The organism is Pseudomonas sp. BP6 (assembly GCF_017875935.1).
Taxonomy (GTDB): Bacteria; Pseudomonadota; Gammaproteobacteria; order Pseudomonadales; family Pseudomonadaceae; genus Aquipseudomonas; species Aquipseudomonas putida_Y.
In genome coordinates this window covers 972,861-993,304 of sequence record NZ_JAGINI010000001.1, presented here as the reverse complement: position 1 = coordinate 993,304, position 20,444 = coordinate 972,861, and the positions used below count along the sequence as shown (strand labels likewise).

The window sequence follows — 20,444 nt, the reverse complement described above, 5'->3', positions numbered from 1 at the left end:
CATGGATAAGCCCCACCTGCTGGCGCTGATTGTCGCCACCCTCGAGCATGACCTGGACGTGCTGACCCGCGCGGCGCAAACCGCCTACGAGGCCGCCACCGCCGAAGAGAACATTGCCGAGAACAAGTATGACACGCTGGGCCTGGAGGCCTCGTACCTGGCCACCGGCCAGGCCCGCCGCAGTGCCGAGATCCGCCAGGCGCTGGTGATCTACCAGCAGTTGCTGCTGCGTGACTACGACCCGGCGCGCGGCGTGCAGGTAAGCAACCTGGTGACCCTGGAAGATGAAGACGGCGGGCAGCGCCGGCTGTTTCTCGGGCCTGAGGCAGCGGGATTGAAGATTGGCGAGGGGGACGGGTTGGTGACGGTGATTACCCCACGATCGCCGCTGGGGCAGCTGTTGCTGGGCAAGCGGGTGGATGACGAGGTGAGCCTGGGGGCGCAGGTATCGTTCATTGTCGATGTTGTCTGAACCGGCCTCTTCGCGGGCACGCCCGCTTCCACAAGGTTCCCACTGTCTTCAGGGCTGTGATATCCCTGTGGGAACGGGCGGGCCCGCGAAAGGGCCGGCACAGGCAATAATTCTCTAAAGGGCCTGCAAGGCATCGAAACGCCCCGCCAGCCCCTGCTCGGCAAACTGCTCCACCACAAAATCGACGAACACCCGGGTCTTGCCCGGCAACAGCTTGTGCTCGGCGAAATACAGGCTGATATACCCATCGTCCACATACCAGTCCGGCAACACCCGCAGCAGCCGACCGGCCAGCAAGTAGGGCACGGCAAACGGCAGGCTCACCAGGGCAATACCCAGCCCCTGCTCGGCCACTGCGCACGCCGCGTCCGAATCGCTCATGGTCATCGCCTGGCGCAATTGCAGCGGCTGCTGCGCCTGCCAACGGCTGGTCAACGGCCACGAGCGCACCCGCCCGGTCTGCGGTGACCGGACCAGGATGCCGTCATGGCGTTGCAGCACCTGCGGGTCTTCTATCGGCGCGTGCCGCTGCAGATAGGCTGGCGCCGCCACCAATACCCGGTGCGCCGGGGTCAGCTTGCGCGCCACCACCCCCGGTGGCAGTTCAAAACCACCACCAATCGCTGCATCGAAGCCCTGGCCGATCAGGTCGACCTGGCGGTTGTCGAAATGCCAATCCGGGGTAATCGCCGGGTAGCGGCGCAAGAATTCCCCCAGCAACGGCAGCACGTACAAGCGCCCGAACACCGTGCCCATGCTCACCCGTAACGACCCGGCCGGCTGGCCTTCTGCACTGGCCAGGTTGGCCACGGCGTACTGAATGGTGCGAAAGCTGTCACTGACCTCGCCGAGAAAACGCTGCCCCGCTTCGGTCAAGGTCAGCTTGCGGGTACTACGCTGGAACAACCGCACACCCAGGCGCGCTTCCAGCTGCGCAACGTGCTTGCCCACGGCGGCCGGGGTAAGGCTCAGGCGCCTGGCGGCTTCGGCAAAACTGCCGACCTCGGCACTGCGGATAAAGCATTCCAACGCGCTGAACGATTCCATGGCCATGATTAGCAACCAAAGGTTTACTCTGCTGATAGTGATTACCATCTTATCAGTAGGCAATCGAGCGCCGATACTGTGCCCATCCAAGGCATTTCGGCCTGGCTTCCAGCAGGAGAACAGCATGTCCAAGCAACTTATACTCGAAGGCAAAGTGGCCCTGGTTCAGGGCGGCTCCCGAGGCATTGGCGCAGCCATCGTGCGGCGCCTGGCCCGCGAAGGCGCGCAAGTGGCCTTCACCTATGTCAGCTCTGCCGGCCCGGCTGAAGAACTGGCTCGGGAAATTACCGAGAACGGCGGCAAAGCCTTGGCCCTGCGGGCTGACAGCGCTGATGCGGCAGCCGTGCAACTGGCGGTGGATGACACCGTGAAGGCCTTCGGCCGGCTGGATATCCTGGTCAACAACGCCGGTGTGCTGGCAGTGGCCCCGGTGACCGAGTTCGACCTGGCCGACTTCGATCACATGCTGGCCGTAAACGTACGCAGCGTATTTGTAGCCAGCCAGGCCGCGGCACGCTACATGGGCCAAGGGGGTCGCATCATCAACATTGGCAGCACCAACGCCGAGCGCATGCCGTTTGCCGGCGGTGCACCGTACGCCATGAGCAAGTCGGCACTGGTTGGCCTGACCCGCGGCATGGCACGCGACCTCGGGCCGCAGGGCATTACCGTGAACAACGTGCAGCCCGGCCCGGTAGACACCGACATGAACCCGGCCAGTGGCGAGTTCGCCGAGAGCCTGGTTCCGCTGATGGCCATTGGGCGGTACGGCGAGCCGGAGGAGATTGCCAGCTTTGTCGCTTACCTGGCGGGGCCTGAAGCCGGGTATATCACCGGTGCCAGCCTGACGGTGGACGGTGGGTTTGCAGCCTGATTGAAAGGTTGCCTGTGCCGCGAAAAGGCCGGCACAGGCTTAGCCTTTCCTTGCCCCCAGGCCTTGTTCCATCACGTCCAGAAAAGCCCGGGCAGCCGGTGTGGGGCTGGACGACCACACCGCATACAAGTGCCGTACCGGCGCATCCACCAACCGCGCCACGGCCACCCCTTCGATGCCCTGAGCCACCCGCTCGGGCACCAGGCCGACGGCCATGCCCCGCTGCACGAATTTCTCCACCAGACGAACATGCCCGATCTCGAACTGCACCCTGCGCTGCAACCCCACCGCCTGAAACGCCTCGTCGGTCTGTCGTCGCGCCCCGGTGCCTTCGGGGAAATCCACCAACACCTCGCCTGCCAGGTCAGCCAGCGCCAGTTGTGCCCTGCCCGCCAAGCGGTGCCCCAACGGCAACACAGCGGCCAGTTCTTCCCTGGCCAGCAAGCGATGCTGCACCCCCTGCACCACCTCGCCCTGCCACAGCCCGATAAAACCCACGTCCAGGCGCCGCTCGAGCACATCAGCGATCAGCGATTCGCTCTTGGCCGTGAGCCAGCGTACATCCACATCCGGATAAAGACCGTGGAACACCGCCAACAGGTCGACCAGGTCCAGCGCGGTGAGCGAGCTGATTTCACCAATCGCCAGCCGCCCGCGTACCTGGCCGCAGGCCGCCGCCACATCATCGGCAATGCGCCGGGCCGCCTCCACCGCTGGCCGTGCACTGAGCACAAAGGCCTCCCCTGCAGGTGTCAGGCGCACCCGTCGCGAACTACGCTCGAACAGGCTCACCCCCAACTGCGCCTCCAGCCGCGCCACCTGATGGCTGAGCGCCGACTGCACCACATGGCAGCGCTCCGCCGCGCGGGTAAAACTGCCGGTGTCGGCCACGGCAAGGGCATATTCGAGCTGCTTGAGGTTCATCGATCTATCTGCTTTCAAGATGAATAGGTTGAAAACTATACATTGGTGTCATGCCTGGCACTTGCTGATAATCATCACCACACACGACTGCCCCACGAGAATTGTATGCACACCCCCACTCTCAGCCGCGCCTTGATCCTGCTGATGGCCACCGCCACAGGCCTGGCCGTGGCCAGCAACTACTACGCCCAACCGCTGCTGCACAGCATCGCCCAGCAGTTTGGCCTGAGCACCGCCAGCGCCGGCAGCATCGTGATTGCCGCGCAGCTCAGCTATGGCGCTGGCCTGTTGCTGCTGGCACCGCTGGGCGACCTGTTCGAGCAGCGCCGGTTGATTACCGTGATGACCGTTGTCTCCACCCTGGGCCTGGTCATCAGCGCCTGTGCACCCAGCCTGCCCTGGCTGCTGCTCGGCACGGCGCTGACCGGGCTGTTCTCGGTGGTGGCACAGATCCTCGTGCCGATGGCAGCAACCCTGAGCGAGCCGCATCAGCGTGGGCGCGCGATCGGCACGCTGATGAGCGGCCTGCTGCTGGGCATCCTGCTGGCGCGTACTGCTGCCGGCTTCATGGCCGAGCTGGGTGGCTGGCGCAGTATCTACGTGCTGGCCGCCGTGCTGATGGCACTTACCGCCGTGGCGCTGTACCGCAGCCTGCCACAGCACCACAGCCACGCCGGGCTGAAGTATCCGGCGCTGATCGGCTCCGTGTTCCGCCTGTTCATCGAAGAGCCCGTGCTGCGCCTGCGCTCGCTGCTCGGTCTGTTGGCATTCAGCCTGTTCGCCCTGTTCTGGACACCCCTGGCGTTTCTGTTGGCAAAAGGCCCCTACCACTATTCGGATGCAGTGATCGGCCTGTTCGGCCTGGCCGGTGCGGCAGGTGCGTTGTCGGCCAACTGGGCCGGGCGCCTGGCGGACCGTGGCAAGGGGTCGCTGGGTACCACCGTGGGCCTGGTGGTGTTGCTGCTGTCGTGGGTGCCGCTGGGGTTTGCCGAACAGTCGCTGCTCGCCTTGCTGCTGGGCGTGCTGATGCTCGACCTGGCGGTACAGCTGGTGCATGTGAGCAACCAGAACGCGGTGATCGCCCTGCGGCCCGAGGCACGTACGCGGCTGAATGCCGGTTATATCACCTGCTACTTCATTGGCGGGGCGCTTGGGTCGTTGCTGGGCACGCAGCTGTTCCAGCGCCAGGGCTGGATGGGGATTGTGGTGGCCGGGCTGGTGATTGGCGGGCTGGGATTGCTGGTGTGGGGCCTGGCCGAGCGTAAGCGCAAGAACACCTTGCAGGTGGCCTGATAAATGACCACTGGATTCTTCGCGGGCACGCCCGCTCCCACAGGTGCCTCACCAACCTCAGGGCAGTGATACACCTGCGGGCGTGCCCGCGAAGAGGCCATTGGCCACGGCGACAAAGTACCGCACTACCCTCCGTCGCAATGCCGTTGACTTGCTTGCCGGGGCAGCGCTCAGTAAGCGCTGGAAAATGCCCTTTCCCTGACAGGATGACTTTATGACAAGACTCACGGTGCAATCCGGCGATTTCTTGCAAGGTGAAGGCGAGTATCGCAACGGATCGCTCACACTCAAGACTGCGCGCAGCCCCTCACCCGGTGAGCGGATTTCCCTGGCACGCATCAGCGACTTGCGGCTGGCCAGCCTGGAAACCAACCGCAGCCTTGGCAGCGCCTTGGGCTGGGGCGTGGCCGGCGCCCTGGTGGCAGGGCCAGTGGGGCTGCTGGCCGGGCTGTGGTTGGGTGGCAAGGAAGAGGAAGCGACCTTCCTGGCCACCTTCAAGGATGGACGCAAGCTGATGGCCATTACCGATGGCAAGACCTGGTCGAAGATCGATGACAACTGGCGGCAGCACAAGCGGCCGATCAAGACAGGCTGATTATCACGGGGCCCTGATCGTTTTATGGGGAAGGCGGCTGGTAATATGCCGCCTTTTTCATGGCCTGTGCCGGCCTCTTCGCGGGTAAACCCGCTCCTACAGGGATATCACCACCTGGGGTATCACCACCCGGTGTATCGCCAACCGGTGTATCGCCAACCGGCGTTTCACCAACCGGTGTATCGCCAACCGGTGTTTCACCACCCGGTGTATCGCCAACCGGTGTTTCACCACCCGGTGTATCGCCAACCGGTGTTTCACCACCCGGTGTATCGCCAACCGGTGTTTCACCACCCGGTGTTTCACCACCCGGTGTATCGCCAACCGGTGTTTCACCACCCGGTGTATCGCCAACCGGTGTTTCACCACCCGGTGTATCGCCAACCGGTGTTTCACCACCCGGTGTATCGCCAACCGGTGTTTCACCACCCGGTGTATCGCCAACCGGTGTTTCACCACCCGGTGTATCGCCAACCGGTGTAGGAGCGGGTTTACCCGCGAAAGGGCCAGTACAGGTATCGCGCATCCAGGAGCCCCAACCGCATGCCCCCGCATCACCCCCGCCTGCCCCTGAGCCTGCTCAGCCTGGGCCTGGCCCTGCAGTGCCCCCTTGTGCTTGCCGAAGACAGCGTGGTGCTTGCCCCCTTGCAGGTCTCCGACACCTTCGCCAGCGATGGCTACCAGGCACGCCAGGCGGCTGTGGGCGGTTTCCAGCCCGCGCCGCTGCTCGACACTCCCGCCTCTGTCAGCGTGTTCAGCCAGCAGCTGCTGGAAGACCGCCAGGTCCGCAAGCTTAGCGAAGTGTTGCAAAGCGATGCGTCAGTCGGCGAAAGCTATGCGCCCATCGGCTACTACGAAAACTTCAATGTGCGCGGCTTCGGGCTGAACGCCGCCAGTAGCTATCGCATCAATGGCCAGACCATTGCCGGCGAGCAGAACGTAGCCCTGGAGAACAAGCAGCAGGTGGAACTGCTCAAGGGTCTGTCCGGGCTGCAGAGTGGTGTGTCGGAGCCGGGCGGCCTGATCAACTATGTGACCAAGCGCGCCGAAGACATACGCAGCGTCACGGTGTCGACCAACGAACAAGGCGAACGCTATCTGGCCACCGACCTTGGCGGCTGGTTCGGCAGCGAAAAACAGTTCGGCCTGCGCGCCAATCTGGCCCATGAAGACATCCGCACCTACGTCGACCACGCTGACGGCAAGCGCGACTTCGCCTCGCTGGCATTCGACTGGCAGATCGGCCCGGATGCCACCCTGCAGCTGGATGCCGAGTACCAGCACCGCGAACAGGCGTCGGTGCCGGGTTACCAACTGCTCGGAGGCACTGAAGTGCCCCACGGCATCGACCCGGAAGACCGCCTGGCCTACCAGCATTGGGCAAAGCCCGTGCAGAACGACTCGCTGAACCTGGGCGGGCGCTTCGAATACCGTTTCAACGATACCTGGACCGGCACCTTGAGCGCCTCCCGCAGCAAAGTGGTGATCGACGACTACAGCGCGTTTGCCTGGGGTTCGAGCGAGGGGGCGTTTTTCGGCAGCAATGGTGACTACGACATCTATGACTTTCGCAGCCCCGACGATACACGCCGTACCGACGAGGCACAGGCCATGCTCAACGGGCACTTCGATGCGCTGGGCGTGGGCCATGACCTAACCGTCGGTACCAGTGCGCAACGGCGTACGCTGGATCAGCGCCCGTACTACAACGAGTGGCTTGGTACCGGCAACATCGACACCGGCGCCCCTGCATTCGCCCCGTCCGACAAACCCGTAGGCGCCAGCGAGCGTCGACTGGACAGCCGCCAGTACGGCTTGTTCATCAGCGACCGCATCAGCTTCAACGAGCAATGGCAGACCGTGCTGGGCGCCCGTGAAGTGCGGCTGGATGAAAAGACCTGGAACGAGAACGGCGTTGCCGGGCGCCACACACGCCAGTACGAGCTGCTGCCCAACGCTGCGCTTATCTACAAGCCGCAGCCGAACACCACGGTATACGCCAGCTACGCCAAGGGCCTGTCTGCCGGAGGCACGGCCCCTTGGTTCGCCAGCAATGCAGCTGAGATCCTGGCGCCCACCACCTCCCGCCAATTGGAACTGGGCGTCAAGCACGACTGGCAAGGCCTGAGCCTGAGTGCCGCCCTGTTCCAGATCCGCCAGGCTTACCAGTACGCGCGCCCGGACGGCACCGGCAACTTCACCTACGTGCAGCAAGGCCAGCAGAAGAATACCGGCCTGGAACTGGGCGCCAGCGGCCGGGTGACCCCGAACCTGCAGGTACAGGCCAGTGCGGCAGCCATTCGGGCGCGGGTGCAGAACAGCGGTACCGAAGCCTATGAAGGGCACCAGGCGATCAACGTGCCTAAATTCCGGGCGGCGCTGCATGCGGAATATACCCTGCCGGTTCCGGGGCTCGCGCTGCTGGGCGGTGCGCGGTATAGCGCCAGCAAGTATGCGAGCCAGGCGGGCAATGTTGAGGTTGGCGGGTATACCGTGTTCGACCTTGGCAGCCGCTACAGTACCCGTGTTGCCGGGTATGACACGGTGCTGCGGCTGACGGTGGATAACGTGCTGGACAAGCGTTACTGGCGCGATGTGGGGGATTACCTGGGGGATAACTACCTGTTCCAGGGGGCACCGCGTACCGCTCGGCTTTCGGCTTCGATCAGCTTCTAGGTTGCCGGGGCCGCTCTGCGGCCCTTTCGCGACCTGTGGGAGCGGGCTTGCCCGCGAACACGGGCGAAGCCCGTGCCATCCACCACGGTGTTGGCTTCGCGGGCAAGCCCGCTTGTGTTGCGATGGGCTGCACAGCAGCCCCAATGGCCCTGAAAACAAAAAGCCCCCGTGCTTTTCAGCGCGGGGGCTTTTTGTAGAATGTGGCGGTGAAGAAGGGATTTGAACCCTTGATACGATTTCTCGTATACACACTTTCCAGGCGTGCTCCTTCGACCACTCGGACACTTCACCGTTTCTCTTCAAGCCTTGCGGCCCGTCGAGGTGCGCTAATTTAGTGAAAGACTTTCCCTTTGGCAAGCATTTTTTTCAATTTTTTCATGTATTTGCACTTGGGGTGCCGTGAGCGCTGACCGACCAGTCAGCCTTGCTGCTTTACCTCGCCCCTGACGCTGGGTAACGTCGTCGCCACGCCAACAAAAGGACTCTGCCATGAGCGAGCTGATTACCTACCACGCCGAAGACGGCATCGCCACCCTTACCCTGAACAACGGCAAGGTCAATGCCATCTCGCCGGACGTCATCACTGCCTTCAATGCAGCACTGGACCGCGCTACCGAAGAGCGTGCAGTCGTGATCATCACCGGGCAGCCGGGCATTCTGTCGGGCGGCTACGACCTCAAGGTGATGACCAGCGGCCCCAAAGAGGCCATCAGCCTGGTCACCGCCGGTTCCACCCTCGCCCGCCGGCTGCTGTCGCACCCGTTCCCGGTGGTGGTCGCCTGCCCCGGCAATGCCGTGGCCAAGGGCGCTTTCCTGCTGCTGTCGGCCGACTACCGCATTGGTGTCGAAGGGCCGTACAAGGTATGCCTGAACGAAGTGCAAATCGGCATGACCATGCACCACGCCGGTATTGAACTGGCCCGCGACCGCCTGCGACGCTCGGCCTTCCACCGCTCGGTGATCAACGCCGAAGTGTTTGACCCGCAGGGCGCAGTGGATGCCGGCTTCCTCGACAAGGTGGTGCCGGCCGAGCAGTTGCAGGAAGCGGCAATGACCGCGGCGCGGGAGCTGAAGAAGCTGAACATGCTGGCGCACAAGAACACCAAGCTGAAAGTGCGCAAAGGGCTGCTGGAGGCGCTGGACAAGGCGATCGAGCTGGACCAGCAGCATATGGGCTAGCTGCACGGCCCCTTTCGCGGGCAAGCCCGCGCCTGCACATTCGCCCTCTACGCGGGTAAATCCGCAATTCAACGGGCATACGCAACCTGTGTAGGAGCGGGCTTGCCCGCGAAAAGGCCGGAACAGGCGTGCACCAAGGTTTGCCCCAACCAGTGCACACCCGTACACTGCCCGGCGACTGTCTGGTGTGAGTCGTACCATGCTTTATTCATTGCGTATGTTCCTGCTGGGGCTGCATTTTCTAGCCGTTGGCGTCGTGGGCCTGATCATTGGTCTGTGCCGCCCCTTCAACCCTGACAACAGCCGCGTATTTGCCCGGCTCTACAGCTTGCCGGCCACCTGGCTGATGCGCATCAAGGTCAAGGCCGAAGTCGGCCCATTGTGGGACCATCCGCCCGGCTGTGTGATCGTGGCCAACCACCAGTCCAACTTCGACCTGTTCGTGCTGGGCCAGGTAGTGCCGCAACGCACCGTCGCCATCGGCAAGAAGAGCCTGGGCTGGATCCCGCTGTTCGGCCAATTGTTCTGGCTGGGCGGCAACGTGCTGGTCGACCGCAAGAATGCCTACCAGGCGCGCAAGGCCATCCAGAAGACCACCCGGGTTTTGCAGGACGACACCTCGATCTGGATTTTCCCCGAAGGCACCCGCAATGCCGGCGAGCATTTGCTGGCGTTCAAGAAAGGCGCATTTCACATGGCCATCGAGGCCGGTGTGCCGATCGTGCCGGTCTGCGTCAGCCGCTATGCCAGGCGTCTGAGCCTGAACAGCTGGCGCCAGCGCACGGTAATCGTGCGTTCGCTGCCGCCCATTGCCACGACGGGCATGACGCCGCAGGATCTGCCAGCGCTGATCGAGCAGTGCCGGGGGCAAATGCAGCAGTGCATTGACCGGATGGAAAAAGAACTGGCCTGATCCGGGTTGCTCTGGCGCCGGGTACAGCCCAAGCTGTATCCGTGTTCAACCGAATAAGCGGACAACCATGGGTCGAGTCGTGGCATCGGCGGTGTACAGCGCCGGCAGAAAGGTCACCAACATCAGCATCGACGAAGGCAGCGAGTGGGCGCGCAAGCCGGGGCATTTCGTGTGGATCGGCCTGGAAGAGCCCAATGCAGAGGAACTGGCCAACCTGCAGTCCCAGTTCAACCTGCACGAACTGGCCATCGAAGATGCCCTGGAAAAACACAGCCGGCCCAAGCTGGAAACCTTCGGTGACGCGTTGTTCATCGTCACCTACTCGCCCGTGCGCCACGAAGGCAAGCTGGAATTCATCGAAACCCATATCTTCGCGGGCAACGGCTACATCATCACCTGCCGCAACGGCCACTCCAAATCCTACGCCATGGTCCGCCAGCGCTGCGAGGCTCGGCCCCTGCTGCTGGAACATGGCGAAGACTTCGTGCTGTACGCCCTGCTCGACTTCGTCACCGAGAACTACCAGCCGGTCAGCGAGGCCATTCATGGCGAGATCGAAGAGCTGGAGGAAAGCGTACTGGGCGGCTCGCTGCAGGAAGACGACATCCGCCGCCTGCACAGCCTGCGCCGCGACATTCTGCGCCTGCGCCGCTACGTGGCGCCCATGGTTGAAGTGAGCGAAGAACTGCAGCGCCTGAGCTTCCCGTTCATCGACAAGAACATGCGTCCGTATTTTCGTGATGTGCAGATTCACGTGACGCGGCAGATGGAAGACTTGGCCGGCATCCGCGACATTGCCAGCCAGACTATCGAGATCGGCATGCTGCTGGAGTCGTCACGGCAAAGCATCGTGCAGCGCAAATTTGCGGCCTGGGCGGCGATTCTGGCATTCCCTACGGCCATTGCCGGGGTTTATGGCATGAACTTCCAGAACATGCCAGAGCTGAGCTGGCACTATGGTTACTTCGCGGTACTGGGGGTGATTGCGACGGGGTGTGCCGGGTTGTATGCCAGCTTCAAGAAATCGGGTTGGCTTTGATGGCCTCTTCGCGGGCGCGCCCGCTCCCACAGGTGGCTCACAATTTTCAGCATTGTGCGCAACCTGTGGGAGCGGGCGTGCCCGCGAAGGGTTGCCACCGATTAAGCGGCGCTGTCGCTGGCCTTTGACGGCTGCTGGATAAAGCGCAACATCCACTCCCCTACCAGATCGCCCTGATGCTCGGTGGCCAGGCTGGCTATGGCCTTGTGGTACACCTCGTCACCCAGGTATTCCTGGCGCGCATCGAGCAGTGCGCGGGAGTAGTCGTGCACGAACTCCGGGTGGCCCTGGAAGCACAGCACCTGGTCGCGAATGTGGTACGCCGCATTCGGGCAGAAATCGCTGGAGGCGATCACCGTGGCGCCTTCCGGCAGCTCGGTCACCTGGTCCTGGTGACTGATCAGCAAGGTCAGCTCCGACACCTCCGGGTCCATCCACGGCGCATGCGCCGCCAACGAGTAGCGGTGGATACCCAAGCCCCAGCCTTGCTCGGCCCGCTCGGCCTTGCCACCCAGGGTCAAGGCCAGCAACTGGTGGCCAAAACACACGCCCAGCAGCTTCTCACCGCGCTCGTACAGTTTGAGCAGGTAGGCCTTGAGGGTCTGGATCCACGGATCGGTACCGAACGAATCGGCCTTGCTGCCCGTCACAAGATAGGCATCGAACTTTTCACTGTCGGCGGGATAGTCGCCGTGCATCACGTTGTACACACAAAATTCGGCGGCAATCGGCTGACGCGAGAAGAGCTGCTCGAACATCCTGCCGTAGCCCTGGTATTGCGCCGTCAACTCCGGTCGCAGGACATCGGTTTCAAGGATGCAGATGCGTAACGACATAGGGGTAGTCCTGAACGACATGGGTGGGAATCTGCTGTAGAGACTGCCGCGAAAGGCACGTACAAGCAAGTAGGCTGCGCTGACGAACGGTCACATTTCGTCGGTGCGTGCCTGGCACTTGCGCCACTGTCTAGATAGAGCATGCCAGCTGGCTGGCACTTGGCCTCATAGCCAGAAGAAATGGTTTAACCACTTGGTTAGAACAAAGGGTTCTCAAGCATGGATAACGCACACCCTACTGTTGGATGTATATCCACTTTCAAGAGGCAAGCAGTCAGGCGCCACGCAACGCCACTGTGATCGACCCGAAACGCGACAAGGAAGCCAACGGGTATTCAGGAATAACAACAAGAAGGCGGTCCGCCATGTTCAGACAATCGAAAATTCGCCAAGCCGGGCTCATTTTATTCGCCACCACGTTGCTATTGATCTTGCCGAACCTGACACGTTTGTTTGGCTGACGGCGGCGGTGGCGCCAACGGGCAACGCACAGGTAACCTGCTGGCCTTGATGGTCGGAGATTGCCTATGCGCCACTGCCTTGCCCTGCTAGCGTTGCTTCTGAGCCTGCCATTGTCGGCGGCGCAACTGCACCTTGAACTGGGCGCTACACCGCGCCAGTGGAGCAGCGCCGAACTGCTTGGCCACCCTGAGGCCCAGGACATCAGCATCGAACAGGACGTTTCCTACAAACGCCCCATGCGCTATCGAGCGGTGCCGCTGGCCACGCTGCTGGAAGGTGTGCGCGCCAGCGATCACCTGCAGGCCGTGGCGCTGGATGGCTTTGCCGCCGAAATGCCCGCTGCGCCCCTGTTGCAGCAAGGGCCGGCACGCGCCTGGCTGGCCGTGGAAGACCCAGGCAAGCCGTGGCCGCCACTGGGCCAAGGCAAGCCAAGTGCCGGGCCGTTCTACCTGGTGTGGACTGCACCGCAGGCCAGCGGTATTCGCCCTGAGCAGTGGCCCTTCCAGATTGCCACCCTCCGCAAGCTGGCCCCGGTGGACCAACGGTTTCCCGCGCTGCTGCCCGACCCGAAACTGCCGGCCGACAGCCCGGTGCGCCAGGGCTTTGCCCTGTTCCAGCAGAACTGCCTGGTGTGCCACCGGTTGAACGGGGCGGGAGATGGGCAGGTGGGGCCGGACTTGAATGTGCCGCATAACCCGACCGAGTATTTTCAGCCGGTTTATTTGCGCAAGTTGATACGCGACCCGCAAAGCCTGCGGCAATGGCCGCAGGCGAAGATGCCGGGGTTTGCCGAAAGTGTGTTGAGTGAACAGGAACTGGATGCGCTGCTGGCCTATTTGGGGCACATGGCAGCGCGCAAGCCTTGAGGGCCTCGGCGGGGGCGAGTCTATCGATTACAAGGTGATGGACACACACCGGGGGTTGAACACAGACCGTCGTAGGAGCGGGTTTACCCGCGAAAGGGCCGGTCCTGCTGGCCAATATCCCTGGCCATTCATCGTTGCCGCCGCCACCGTATTCGCGGGTGAACCCGCTCCTACAAGGTGATGGACACACACCGGGGGTTGAACACAGACCGTCGTAGGATCGGGTTTACCCGCGAAAGGGCCGGGCCTGCTGGCCAATACCCCTGGCCATTCATCGTTGCCGCCGCCATCGTATTCGCGGGTGAACCCGCTCCTACAAGGTGATGGACACCGGGGGTTGAACACAGACCGTCGTAGGAGCGGGTTTACCCGCGAAAGGGCCGGTCCTGCTGGCCAATATCCCTGGCCATTCATCGTTGCCGCCGCCACCGTATTCGCGGGTGAACCCGGTCCTACAAGGTGATGGACACACCGGGGGTTGAACACAGACCGTCGTAGGAGCGGGTTTACCCGCGAAAGGGCCGGGCCTGCTGGCCAATACCCCTGGCCATTCATCGTTGCCGCCGCCACCGTATTCGCGGGTGAACCCGCTCCTACAAGGTGATGGACACACACCGGGGGTTGAACACAGACCGTCGTAGGAGCGGGTTTACCCGCGAAAGGGCCGGGCCTGCTGGCCAATATCCCTGGCCATTCATCGTTGCCGCCGCCACCGTATTCGCGGGTGAACCCGCTCCTACAAGGTGATGGACACACACCGGGGGTTGAACACAGACCGTCGTAGGATCGGGTTTACCCGCGAAAGGGCCGGGCCTGCTGGCCAATACCCCTGGCCATTCATCGTTGCCGCCGCCATCGTATTCGCGGGTGAACCCGCTCCTACAAGGTGATGGACACACACCGGGGGTTGAACACAGACCGTCGTAGGATCGGGTTTACCCGCGAAAGGGCCGGTCCTGCTGGCGAATATCCCTGGCCGTTCATCGTTGCCGCCGCCACCGTATTCGCGGGTGAAACCCGCTCCTACAACGGCAGGTGGTGTCCACCATCCATCAATGTGTAGGCGCGGGTTAACCCGCGAAGGGGCCAACACAAAACTGTCAGGCCGTGAGCCGTTCGTGCTTGACGCCCCACCCTTCCACCTCACCCCCATACGGTGTCACCAACTGCTCGAAGGCCTCTTCAAAGTCGCCAATCCCGCCATGGGTGGCGTACATGACCTTGCTCAGTTCCAGGTGCCAGGCACCGTCGCCCAGCTCCTTCACCTGGGCATTGAGCGATTCCCCGCGAAACTGCCCGGCTGCACGACGGGCCCCTGCTTCGTCCGGGAATACGGCATAGAACTCGATGGGGTGGATCTGGGTGAAGTCGAAACCGCCTGCTTTCATCTGGCGCAGGACGTTGCTGCTGATATCGTCGTTCTGGCTGCTCATGAATCGTCCTCCTGAATAAAGCAATGGATAGACTTTCCGTGCACTACGCACCTGCCGGCAACGGCCGGGCAGTTCGAGCTGATGCAAGACGCGAATTATTGAGGCGGCGCCAACCCACAGAACAGGCAGGCCCTCCACCAGCGTAGCGCCTGCCAAGGCACCACGCAAACGAGTGGTTCAGGGTGCTTCGTGAATGCTGGTGATGGTCACACCACTGTGCTCTTTGAGCCAGCGAGCGGTCGGGGAGATGATACGGTCCTGGAAGTCGTTGAGGTCCAGCTCGTCCATCACCGGAAACAGGTGTGAGCGGATGGCCCGCGCAGCGTCTTCCTCGCTGGGGCAATGCTCGGCATGCAAGAGCAATGCGGACGGTTCGCCCTTCTGGTCGGCAAAGATGACTTCCCACTCTTTCATTGAACGGACCCTCTCAGTCAACGAACACCAGGTGTGTGATGCCTGAATAACTGACCTTGGGACGGGGAGAATGTTCAGTCCGGGAGAATTGTGCCGGGCCCATTCGCGGGCTTGCCCGCGAATGGGCCGCAACGCGGCACCCGCTTACTTCGGTGTGCCGTGCACCACGCCAGCGGTGTTATCCAGCAGGCTCTTGGTCGCCGTCTGGATATACGCTTCCAGCTTCTTGAGCATTTCCGGCTGGTCCGGGCTTTCGATCAGCTCGGCCTTGAACTCGCTGCCCAACTGGTAGCGGTACATCCGCGGGCTCATGTCCTTGGACTCGATCAGGATGCGATCACCCTGCACCAGCCCGACGATCTGCTCGCTGCCCGACGGCTTGATCATGCCCACGCCTTGGTCACCCTCGGGCAGGTTGAGCAGGTCGCGTCCCCAGCACTGGTGGCGAGCCTTGCCACCCAGGCGCCCCATGATGGTCGGCACGATGTCGACCTGGGTACCCACGGTGTGGTTCACCGCACCGAATTTCTCCTGAATGCCCGGGGCAATCAGCAGCAATGGCACGTTGAAGCGGCCCAGGTCCAGTTCGGTAACCTGCTGGTGGTTGCCAAAGCCATGGTCACCGACGATGACGAACAGGGTGTCCTTGAAGTAAGGCTCTTTACGCGCCTTCTCGAAGAACTGGCCCAGCGCCCAGTCCGAATAACGCATGGCGGTCAGGTGTTCGTCCAGCCGACCCTGGCCGGTAACCTTCTCTACCGGCAAGTCCTTCGGCAGCGCATACGGCGTGTGGTTGGACAGCGTCTGCAGCAGCGCGTAGATCGGCTTCTTGCCATCGTGCCTGGCCAGCTCTTCGTTGCCGCGATCGAACATGTCCTGGTCGGATACACCCCAGGTCGGGTCGGAGAATACCGGGTCGACGAAGTCATTACGGCCGATGAAGGTGGTCATCCCCTGGTTGCCGAAGAACCCGGACTGGTTGTCCCAGGCAAAGTCGCCGTTGTAGACATACACGTCGTCGTAGTCACGGGCGCCGAGCAGGGCCGGCAGGCCCGACAGCTTATGGCCGCCTTCCGGAGTCTGCATCAGGTATTCGAAACCAGGCAGGTTGGGGAAGCAGGCCATGGTGGCGAACATGCCCTGGTGGGTATGGGTGCCGTTGGAGAAGAAGCGGTCGAACAGCAGGCCTTCTTTGGCCAGCTTGTCGAAGTACGGGGTGATGTTATTGGGGCTGCCCAACGCGCCTACCGAGTGGCCGGCGAAGCTTTCCATCAGGATCACCACCACGTTCTTGATCGGCAGGGTACGATCAGCCGGCGGTACAAAGTCGCGGCGGATAGCGGCTTCGTCGGCGTCGACCAGCGTGTCGTTGGCGGTGAGCAGTTGCTCACGCACACTTTGCGTGGCCACGTCCTGCTCCAGTACTGGCTTCCAGATGTTGGCACGGTCCTCGTCGAAGCGGCTTTTGGCGGCGTCGATCAGGGTCAGGGTGCCGTTCAGGCCCAACTGGTTGACGAAGTTGGAGTCCGTGGTGAAAGCGTCACCCCAGCGCATCGGCGGGCCCTGGCGCAGGGTGCCACGGGCAGCGGCCACCGCCACCAGCAAGATCACCATGAACACCGCCAGGCGGTGGTACCACGGGGCAACGCGGTGCAGGCCTTCGGCACGGGTAGCGCGATCGATACCTTTGAACAGCAGGCTCAGCAGCCAGGTACCGAAGGCCCAGGCCAGCAGGTAGCGTACCACCGGGAAACCGTACCAGAGCATGCTCATGACGGTTTTCGGGTCTTCCTGGATGTACTGGAACACCAGGCCGTTGAGGCGCTGGTGGAACTCGCGGTAAAAGTCCATTTCCATCAGGCCGAGGAACATTACCACGCTCGAAGCGAGGGTCAGCCAGAAACGGAACACCCCGCGCCGGGCCATGGCCCAGGGGCTGAGCATGGCCAGCAGCAGTGGGATGCTGATGTACACCACCACCCGCAGGTCGAAGCGCAAGCCGTTGAGGAAGCCTTCGGCGACAGTCGAATATGGGGTATCACCGACCATGTCGCTGTTGTAGGCCAGCAACGCCAGGCGCACGAGGCTGAGCATCAGCATGATCACCAGGCCGCTGAGCAGCGTGTAGGCCAGGTGGGATTTCAGGGTCGGCGAAAATGACGTTCGCGCACCCTGTTGCTTCAAGGCATCCGTATTAGCCATGAATGGGAAGGTCCTAGGATTGCGGTTTGCGAAGAGGCGATGGCGTTAGACCAACGCAGCATTATGCGGATGCGGATTCTGTTTAAATCAATGTGAAAATTGTGTCACGGTCCCATTACTGGCTATGTCGGTACCGCGCCTACAGCCGCACGTTCCCCCGCGGCCCGGCAATCGCCCAGATCACCAGCCCCACCACCGGCAACAGAGCGATCAACAAGATCCACAAGACCTTGATGCCCATCTCGCTGCCACTCTTGATCACGTTGAGAATGGCCCAGATATCCAGCGCCAGAATGATCAGCCCGACCAGGCTGTTGAAGGTAGATCCCATGTCTGAATTCCTGTCCAGAGGCTTTGCTGCACAGCATAGTCAGCTATCGCGCCAATAGAAGGGAATCCTTGGCGGATGTCGCAGGTCCCTCGGTAGACTGACTGCATTCATTGATTCGAGGCTCGCATGACATCCGCCCACAGCCAAAGCGCCGCCCCACCCTCACTGCTGCAAGCCTGGCGCCAGCAGGTCACCGATACCCCCTGGCTAAGCGCCGGCCTGGGGCTGAGCCTGCTGGCGGTGTGCGTACTGCTGGCCGCCAGCCTCTGGAACGCGGTGAACGGCGACCATGCCGACAACCTGCACCTGGCCGTGCTGGGTGGGTTGTCCGGCTTTGGCGCCACCGCGCTGGGCGCCGTGCTGGCAGTGGTGCTGCGCGATGTCAACGCGCGTACCCAGGACGTGATGCTGGGCTTCGCTGCCGGCATGATGTTGGCCGCCAGCTCGTTCTCGCTGATTCTGCCGGGCCTGGAGGCTGCCCGCGAGATCACCGGCAACGGCCCGGCCGCCGCGTTTACCGTGGTGCTGGGCATGGGCCTGGGTGTGCTGCTGATGCTGGGCCTGGACCGCTTCACCCCGCATGAACACGAAAGCACCGGCCCGTGCGGGCCTGAAGCCGAGCGCATCAGCCGGGTGTGGCTGTTCGTGCTGGCGATAACCCTGCACAACCTGCCTGAAGGCATGGCGATTGGCGTGAGCTTTGCCAATGGCGACATGAACATCGGCCTGCCGCTGACCAGTGCCATCGCCATTCAGGACATCCCCGAAGGGCTGGCCGTGGCGCTGGCCTTGCGCGCCACGGGGCTTTCGAACCTGAAGGCTGCGTTGGTGGCGATTGGGTCGGGCCTGATGGAGCCGCTAGGGGCGGTGATCGGGCTGGGGATTTCTACCGGCTTTGCCCTCGCCTACCCGATCAGCATGGGGCTGGCGGCAGGGGCGATGATCTTTGTGGTCAGCCACGAGGTGATCCCCGAAACCCACCGCAATGGGCACCAGACAGCGGCGACCCTGGGGTTGATGGGCGGGTTTGCGGTGATGATGTTTCTCGACACTGCGCTGGGCTGAAGATTGATGTTTCGTGAGCCGGCCTCTTCGCGGGCTCGCCCGCTCCCACAGGGTTATCACAGGGCCTGATGCGCTGGAGTACCTGTGGGAGCGGGCATGCCCGCGAACAAGCAATCACTGGTATCAGATGTGGACGGCGACTTTCAAAGCCTCCAGCGCCGGCTCGACCTTGATGCCCAGCGCTGCACCCAGCTCCATTACCCGCGCCAGGTCCTGTTGCCCCACCATGACCATCTGCAGCTCGTCATCCAGCAACTGGCTGAAGTTGAGCAGCACATACCCCCCCGCCTCCTTGTTCAGCGCGCCCATCTGTACCTGGATGCGGTTGAGCGCAGTCAGTGGTTCGGTACGGGCCAATTGCTTGGGCTTGAGGGTAAACGGCACGCTATTGTCGAACGAGTCGCTGATCTGCTGGAACAGCTCCTGATAGCTGTCGGCCTGGAACACCACGGTATCCGGCAGGCTGCCCAGCACCACCCATTCACCCAAAGGAATCGGGAAAGTGTCGTCGTAGTTGATGTCGGGGTTGGCGGCCAGGAAGGCGACAGGGTCGGCGTAGGCCTGGGCGGCCTCGTCGGCGATACGCTCGATGTCTGCCTCACGCATGCAGCCGGCGCCAATGAGGCTGATGAATTCAAGCAACTGAGTTTTCATGAAAGGGGGCCTGCGACGGGTGAAAAGGCGCCAAGGATAGCCGCAAATGCCCCCTGGCGGTTAGCCGGCCAGCGTTTGCAGGCGCGCGGCGGTGTCTGCTGCACCCATGGTTTGCGCCGCCATCAGGGCGGTGATGCCGCGGGCATCCTGGTGCGTCGGGTTGGCCCCTTGTGCCAGCAGGTAGTCGAGGATTTCGCTGCGGTTGAACATGGCCGCCAACATCAGCGCGGTGCGACCGTCCTGCGCGGCGGCATCCACCGGCACGCCATGCTCCACCAGCAGGCGAATCATCGCCAGGTCCCCTTTGAATGCGGCGCCGGCAATCGGCAGCTGGCCATTGTCGTTGGCAATCAGCGGGTCGGCACCCTGCTCCAGCAGCACACGCACCGCATCGTGGTGGCCGTGGTAGCTGGCCAGCATCAGCAGGGTATCGCCCTTGTGGTTACGCAGGTTGGCCGGCAGGCCGCTGGCAAGCAGGCGCCCGAGCATTTCGGCATCGCCCTGGCGGGCACGTTCGAACACCTGCTCGGCGAACGCTGCGGTTTCGTCATCGGTCATGGTGGCGGGCGCGGTTTGGCTGGACATAGGGAACCTCCTGGCATAATTGATGGCCCAAGTGTTCGTCAGGCATGCCATGGTGGTCAAAGGTTCAGATTCTATAAGGCTGATAGGCAAGTACTGACCCGTGCAAAATGCACTGTGCAAAATGCATGACCATGCAGCTTGCACGATACCGCTTCTGAAAATTCTCCGTAACAGCCTGTATTTACTGGGTTTTTTGCCAAACAGGATTCTGGCACGGTCACTGCAACCATCAACTCATGTCTGCCACACACCAGCCAGGAGTTGATATGGACCTCATCCAGCAAAAGTTCGCCTCGGTATTTTCGGCCTATCAGGTAAATACCCAAGCCCGGCCCGATGGCGGTGTACTGCTTACCCTGCGCGCAGCGGATGGCAAGGTTACCCGCCGGGTGCTGACCTATGGGCAACTGCACAGTGCCGAACAGCTGTCCTGGGCGATCAGTGCCATCCGTCGTGACCTGGCTGAAGAGGCCAGCGAATTGCCGGTGATCTCGATGCTGCAGAGCCAGCAGCGGTTTGCCCTGCCGACTTACCGCTGAGGGGTGTATTGCCTGAACTGGCCTCTTCGCGGGTGAACCCGCTCC

General features: G+C 62.5%; 21 protein-coding genes and 1 tRNA gene. 12 read left to right on the top strand and 10 right to left on the bottom strand.

All coding sequences use genetic code 11. From position 1 onward, the window contains the following. Position 1 precedes the first annotated feature (1 nt). Positions 2–472 (top strand): GreA/GreB family elongation factor, encoded by a 471-nt coding sequence (locus J3A98_RS04485; protein ID WP_084852255.1) that lies wholly within the window; start codon positions 2–4, stop codon positions 470–472. 114 nt (positions 473–586) lie between these two features. Here J3A98_RS04485 and J3A98_RS04480 read toward each other — a convergent pair whose 3' ends face one another. Next, on the bottom strand, positions 587–1,525 hold the full coding sequence (locus J3A98_RS04480) for a LysR family transcriptional regulator (protein WP_176685637.1): 939 nt from the start codon (positions 1,523–1,525) through the stop codon (positions 587–589). Between the two features lie 118 nt (positions 1,526–1,643). Between J3A98_RS04480 and J3A98_RS04475 the strand changes: the two genes are divergently transcribed. Beyond that, a complete protein-coding gene (locus tag J3A98_RS04475; RefSeq protein ID WP_209964319.1) occupies positions 1,644–2,393 on the top strand; it encodes a 3-oxoacyl-ACP reductase family protein in 750 nt (249 codons plus the stop codon). A gap of 39 nt (positions 2,394–2,432) precedes the next feature. Here J3A98_RS04475 and J3A98_RS04470 read toward each other — a convergent pair whose 3' ends face one another. After that, positions 2,433–3,317 carry a LysR family transcriptional regulator gene (locus tag J3A98_RS04470; protein ID WP_209964315.1) on the bottom strand — a complete coding sequence of 295 codons (885 nt, stop codon included), beginning with the start codon at positions 3,315–3,317 and terminating at the stop codon, positions 2,433–2,435. A 105-nt stretch (positions 3,318–3,422) separates the two neighbouring features. Between J3A98_RS04470 and J3A98_RS04465 the strand changes: the two genes are divergently transcribed. From J3A98_RS04465 to J3A98_RS04450, 4 genes are all read left to right on the top strand, one after another. Then, positions 3,423–4,610: an MFS transporter gene (locus J3A98_RS04465; protein WP_209964312.1), complete on the top strand. Its 1,188-nt coding sequence runs from the start codon at positions 3,423–3,425 to the stop codon at positions 4,608–4,610. 214 nt (positions 4,611–4,824) lie between these two features. Continuing rightward, positions 4,825–5,205 carry a hypothetical protein gene (locus tag J3A98_RS04460; RefSeq protein ID WP_003252855.1) on the top strand — a complete coding sequence of 127 codons (381 nt, stop codon included), beginning with the start codon at positions 4,825–4,827 and terminating at the stop codon, positions 5,203–5,205. A gap of 45 nt (positions 5,206–5,250) precedes the next feature. After that, positions 5,251–5,688, top strand: a complete 438-nt coding sequence (locus J3A98_RS04455) for a hypothetical protein (protein WP_209964310.1) — start codon at positions 5,251–5,253, stop codon at positions 5,686–5,688. A 60-nt stretch (positions 5,689–5,748) separates the two neighbouring features. Further along, a complete protein-coding gene (locus tag J3A98_RS04450; protein WP_209964308.1) occupies positions 5,749–7,881 on the top strand; it encodes a TonB-dependent siderophore receptor in 2,133 nt (710 codons plus the stop codon). A gap of 201 nt (positions 7,882–8,082) precedes the next feature. Here the strand turns inward: J3A98_RS04450 and J3A98_RS04445 are convergent. Beyond that, positions 8,083–8,172: transfer RNA gene (locus J3A98_RS04445), tRNA-Ser, on the bottom strand. 198 nt (positions 8,173–8,370) lie between these two features. Between J3A98_RS04445 and J3A98_RS04440 the strand changes: the two genes are divergently transcribed. The 3 genes from J3A98_RS04440 to J3A98_RS04430 all read left to right on the top strand — a co-directional run bounded on the left by J3A98_RS04440 (position 8,371) and on the right by J3A98_RS04430 (position 11,012). Beyond that, positions 8,371–9,060 carry a crotonase/enoyl-CoA hydratase family protein gene (locus J3A98_RS04440; RefSeq protein WP_028698250.1) on the top strand — a complete coding sequence of 230 codons (690 nt, stop codon included), beginning with the start codon at positions 8,371–8,373 and terminating at the stop codon, positions 9,058–9,060. A gap of 199 nt (positions 9,061–9,259) precedes the next feature. Then, the gene (locus tag J3A98_RS04435; protein WP_021783099.1) at positions 9,260–9,973 is read left to right on the top strand and encodes a 1-acylglycerol-3-phosphate O-acyltransferase; all 714 of its coding nucleotides are present in this window, start codon (positions 9,260–9,262) and stop codon (positions 9,971–9,973) included. Between the two features lie 67 nt (positions 9,974–10,040). After that, positions 10,041–11,012, top strand: a complete 972-nt coding sequence (locus J3A98_RS04430; RefSeq protein ID WP_084852262.1) for a magnesium and cobalt transport protein CorA — start codon at positions 10,041–10,043, stop codon at positions 11,010–11,012. Between the two features lie 101 nt (positions 11,013–11,113). Here the strand turns inward: J3A98_RS04430 and J3A98_RS04425 are convergent, their stop codons facing one another. Next, a complete protein-coding gene (locus J3A98_RS04425) occupies positions 11,114–11,848 on the bottom strand; it encodes an amidotransferase (RefSeq protein WP_209964305.1) in 735 nt (244 codons plus the stop codon). A gap of 527 nt (positions 11,849–12,375) precedes the next feature. Between J3A98_RS04425 and J3A98_RS04420 the strand changes: the two genes are divergently transcribed. Continuing rightward, positions 12,376–13,176, top strand: coding sequence for a cytochrome c (locus tag J3A98_RS04420; RefSeq protein WP_209964302.1), 801 nt, complete (start codon positions 12,376–12,378; stop codon positions 13,174–13,176). 1,100 nt (positions 13,177–14,276) lie between these two features. Here the strand turns inward: J3A98_RS04420 and J3A98_RS04415 are convergent. The 4 genes from J3A98_RS04415 to J3A98_RS04400 all read right to left on the bottom strand — a co-directional run bounded on the left by J3A98_RS04415 (position 14,277) and on the right by J3A98_RS04400 (position 17,556). Next, entirely contained in the window at positions 14,277–14,609 is a 333-nt protein-coding gene (locus tag J3A98_RS04415; RefSeq protein WP_003252824.1) for a ribonuclease E inhibitor RraB, read from the bottom strand. A 177-nt stretch (positions 14,610–14,786) separates the two neighbouring features. After that, the gene (locus J3A98_RS04410) at positions 14,787–15,023 is read right to left on the bottom strand and encodes a hypothetical protein (protein WP_021783096.1); all 237 of its coding nucleotides are present in this window, start codon (positions 15,021–15,023) and stop codon (positions 14,787–14,789) included. Between the two features lie 144 nt (positions 15,024–15,167). Beyond that, positions 15,168–17,225 (bottom strand): LTA synthase family protein, encoded by a 2,058-nt coding sequence (locus J3A98_RS04405; protein ID WP_176685644.1) that lies wholly within the window; start codon positions 17,223–17,225, stop codon positions 15,168–15,170. Positions 17,226–17,364: 139 nt separating this feature from the next. Next, a complete protein-coding gene (locus J3A98_RS04400; protein ID WP_004577083.1) occupies positions 17,365–17,556 on the bottom strand; it encodes a PLD nuclease N-terminal domain-containing protein in 192 nt (63 codons plus the stop codon). Positions 17,557–17,682: 126 nt separating this feature from the next. On the opposite strand from J3A98_RS04400, the gene J3A98_RS04395 reads away from it, so the two are divergent. Next, the gene (locus J3A98_RS04395; protein ID WP_209964299.1) at positions 17,683–18,621 is read left to right on the top strand and encodes a ZIP family metal transporter; all 939 of its coding nucleotides are present in this window, start codon (positions 17,683–17,685) and stop codon (positions 18,619–18,621) included. A 123-nt stretch (positions 18,622–18,744) separates the two neighbouring features. On the opposite strand, the gene J3A98_RS04390 is transcribed toward J3A98_RS04395, so the two are convergent. Continuing rightward, the gene (locus J3A98_RS04390) at positions 18,745–19,275 is read right to left on the bottom strand and encodes a hypothetical protein (protein WP_014591973.1); all 531 of its coding nucleotides are present in this window, start codon (positions 19,273–19,275) and stop codon (positions 18,745–18,747) included. A gap of 60 nt (positions 19,276–19,335) precedes the next feature. After that, positions 19,336–19,860: an ankyrin repeat domain-containing protein gene (locus tag J3A98_RS04385; protein WP_209964296.1), complete on the bottom strand. Its 525-nt coding sequence runs from the start codon at positions 19,858–19,860 to the stop codon at positions 19,336–19,338. A gap of 266 nt (positions 19,861–20,126) precedes the next feature. On the opposite strand from J3A98_RS04385, the gene J3A98_RS04380 reads away from it, so the two are divergent. After that, a complete protein-coding gene (locus J3A98_RS04380) occupies positions 20,127–20,399 on the top strand; it encodes a DUF3509 domain-containing protein (RefSeq protein ID WP_021783091.1) in 273 nt (90 codons plus the stop codon). Positions 20,400–20,444: the final 45 nt, after the last annotated feature.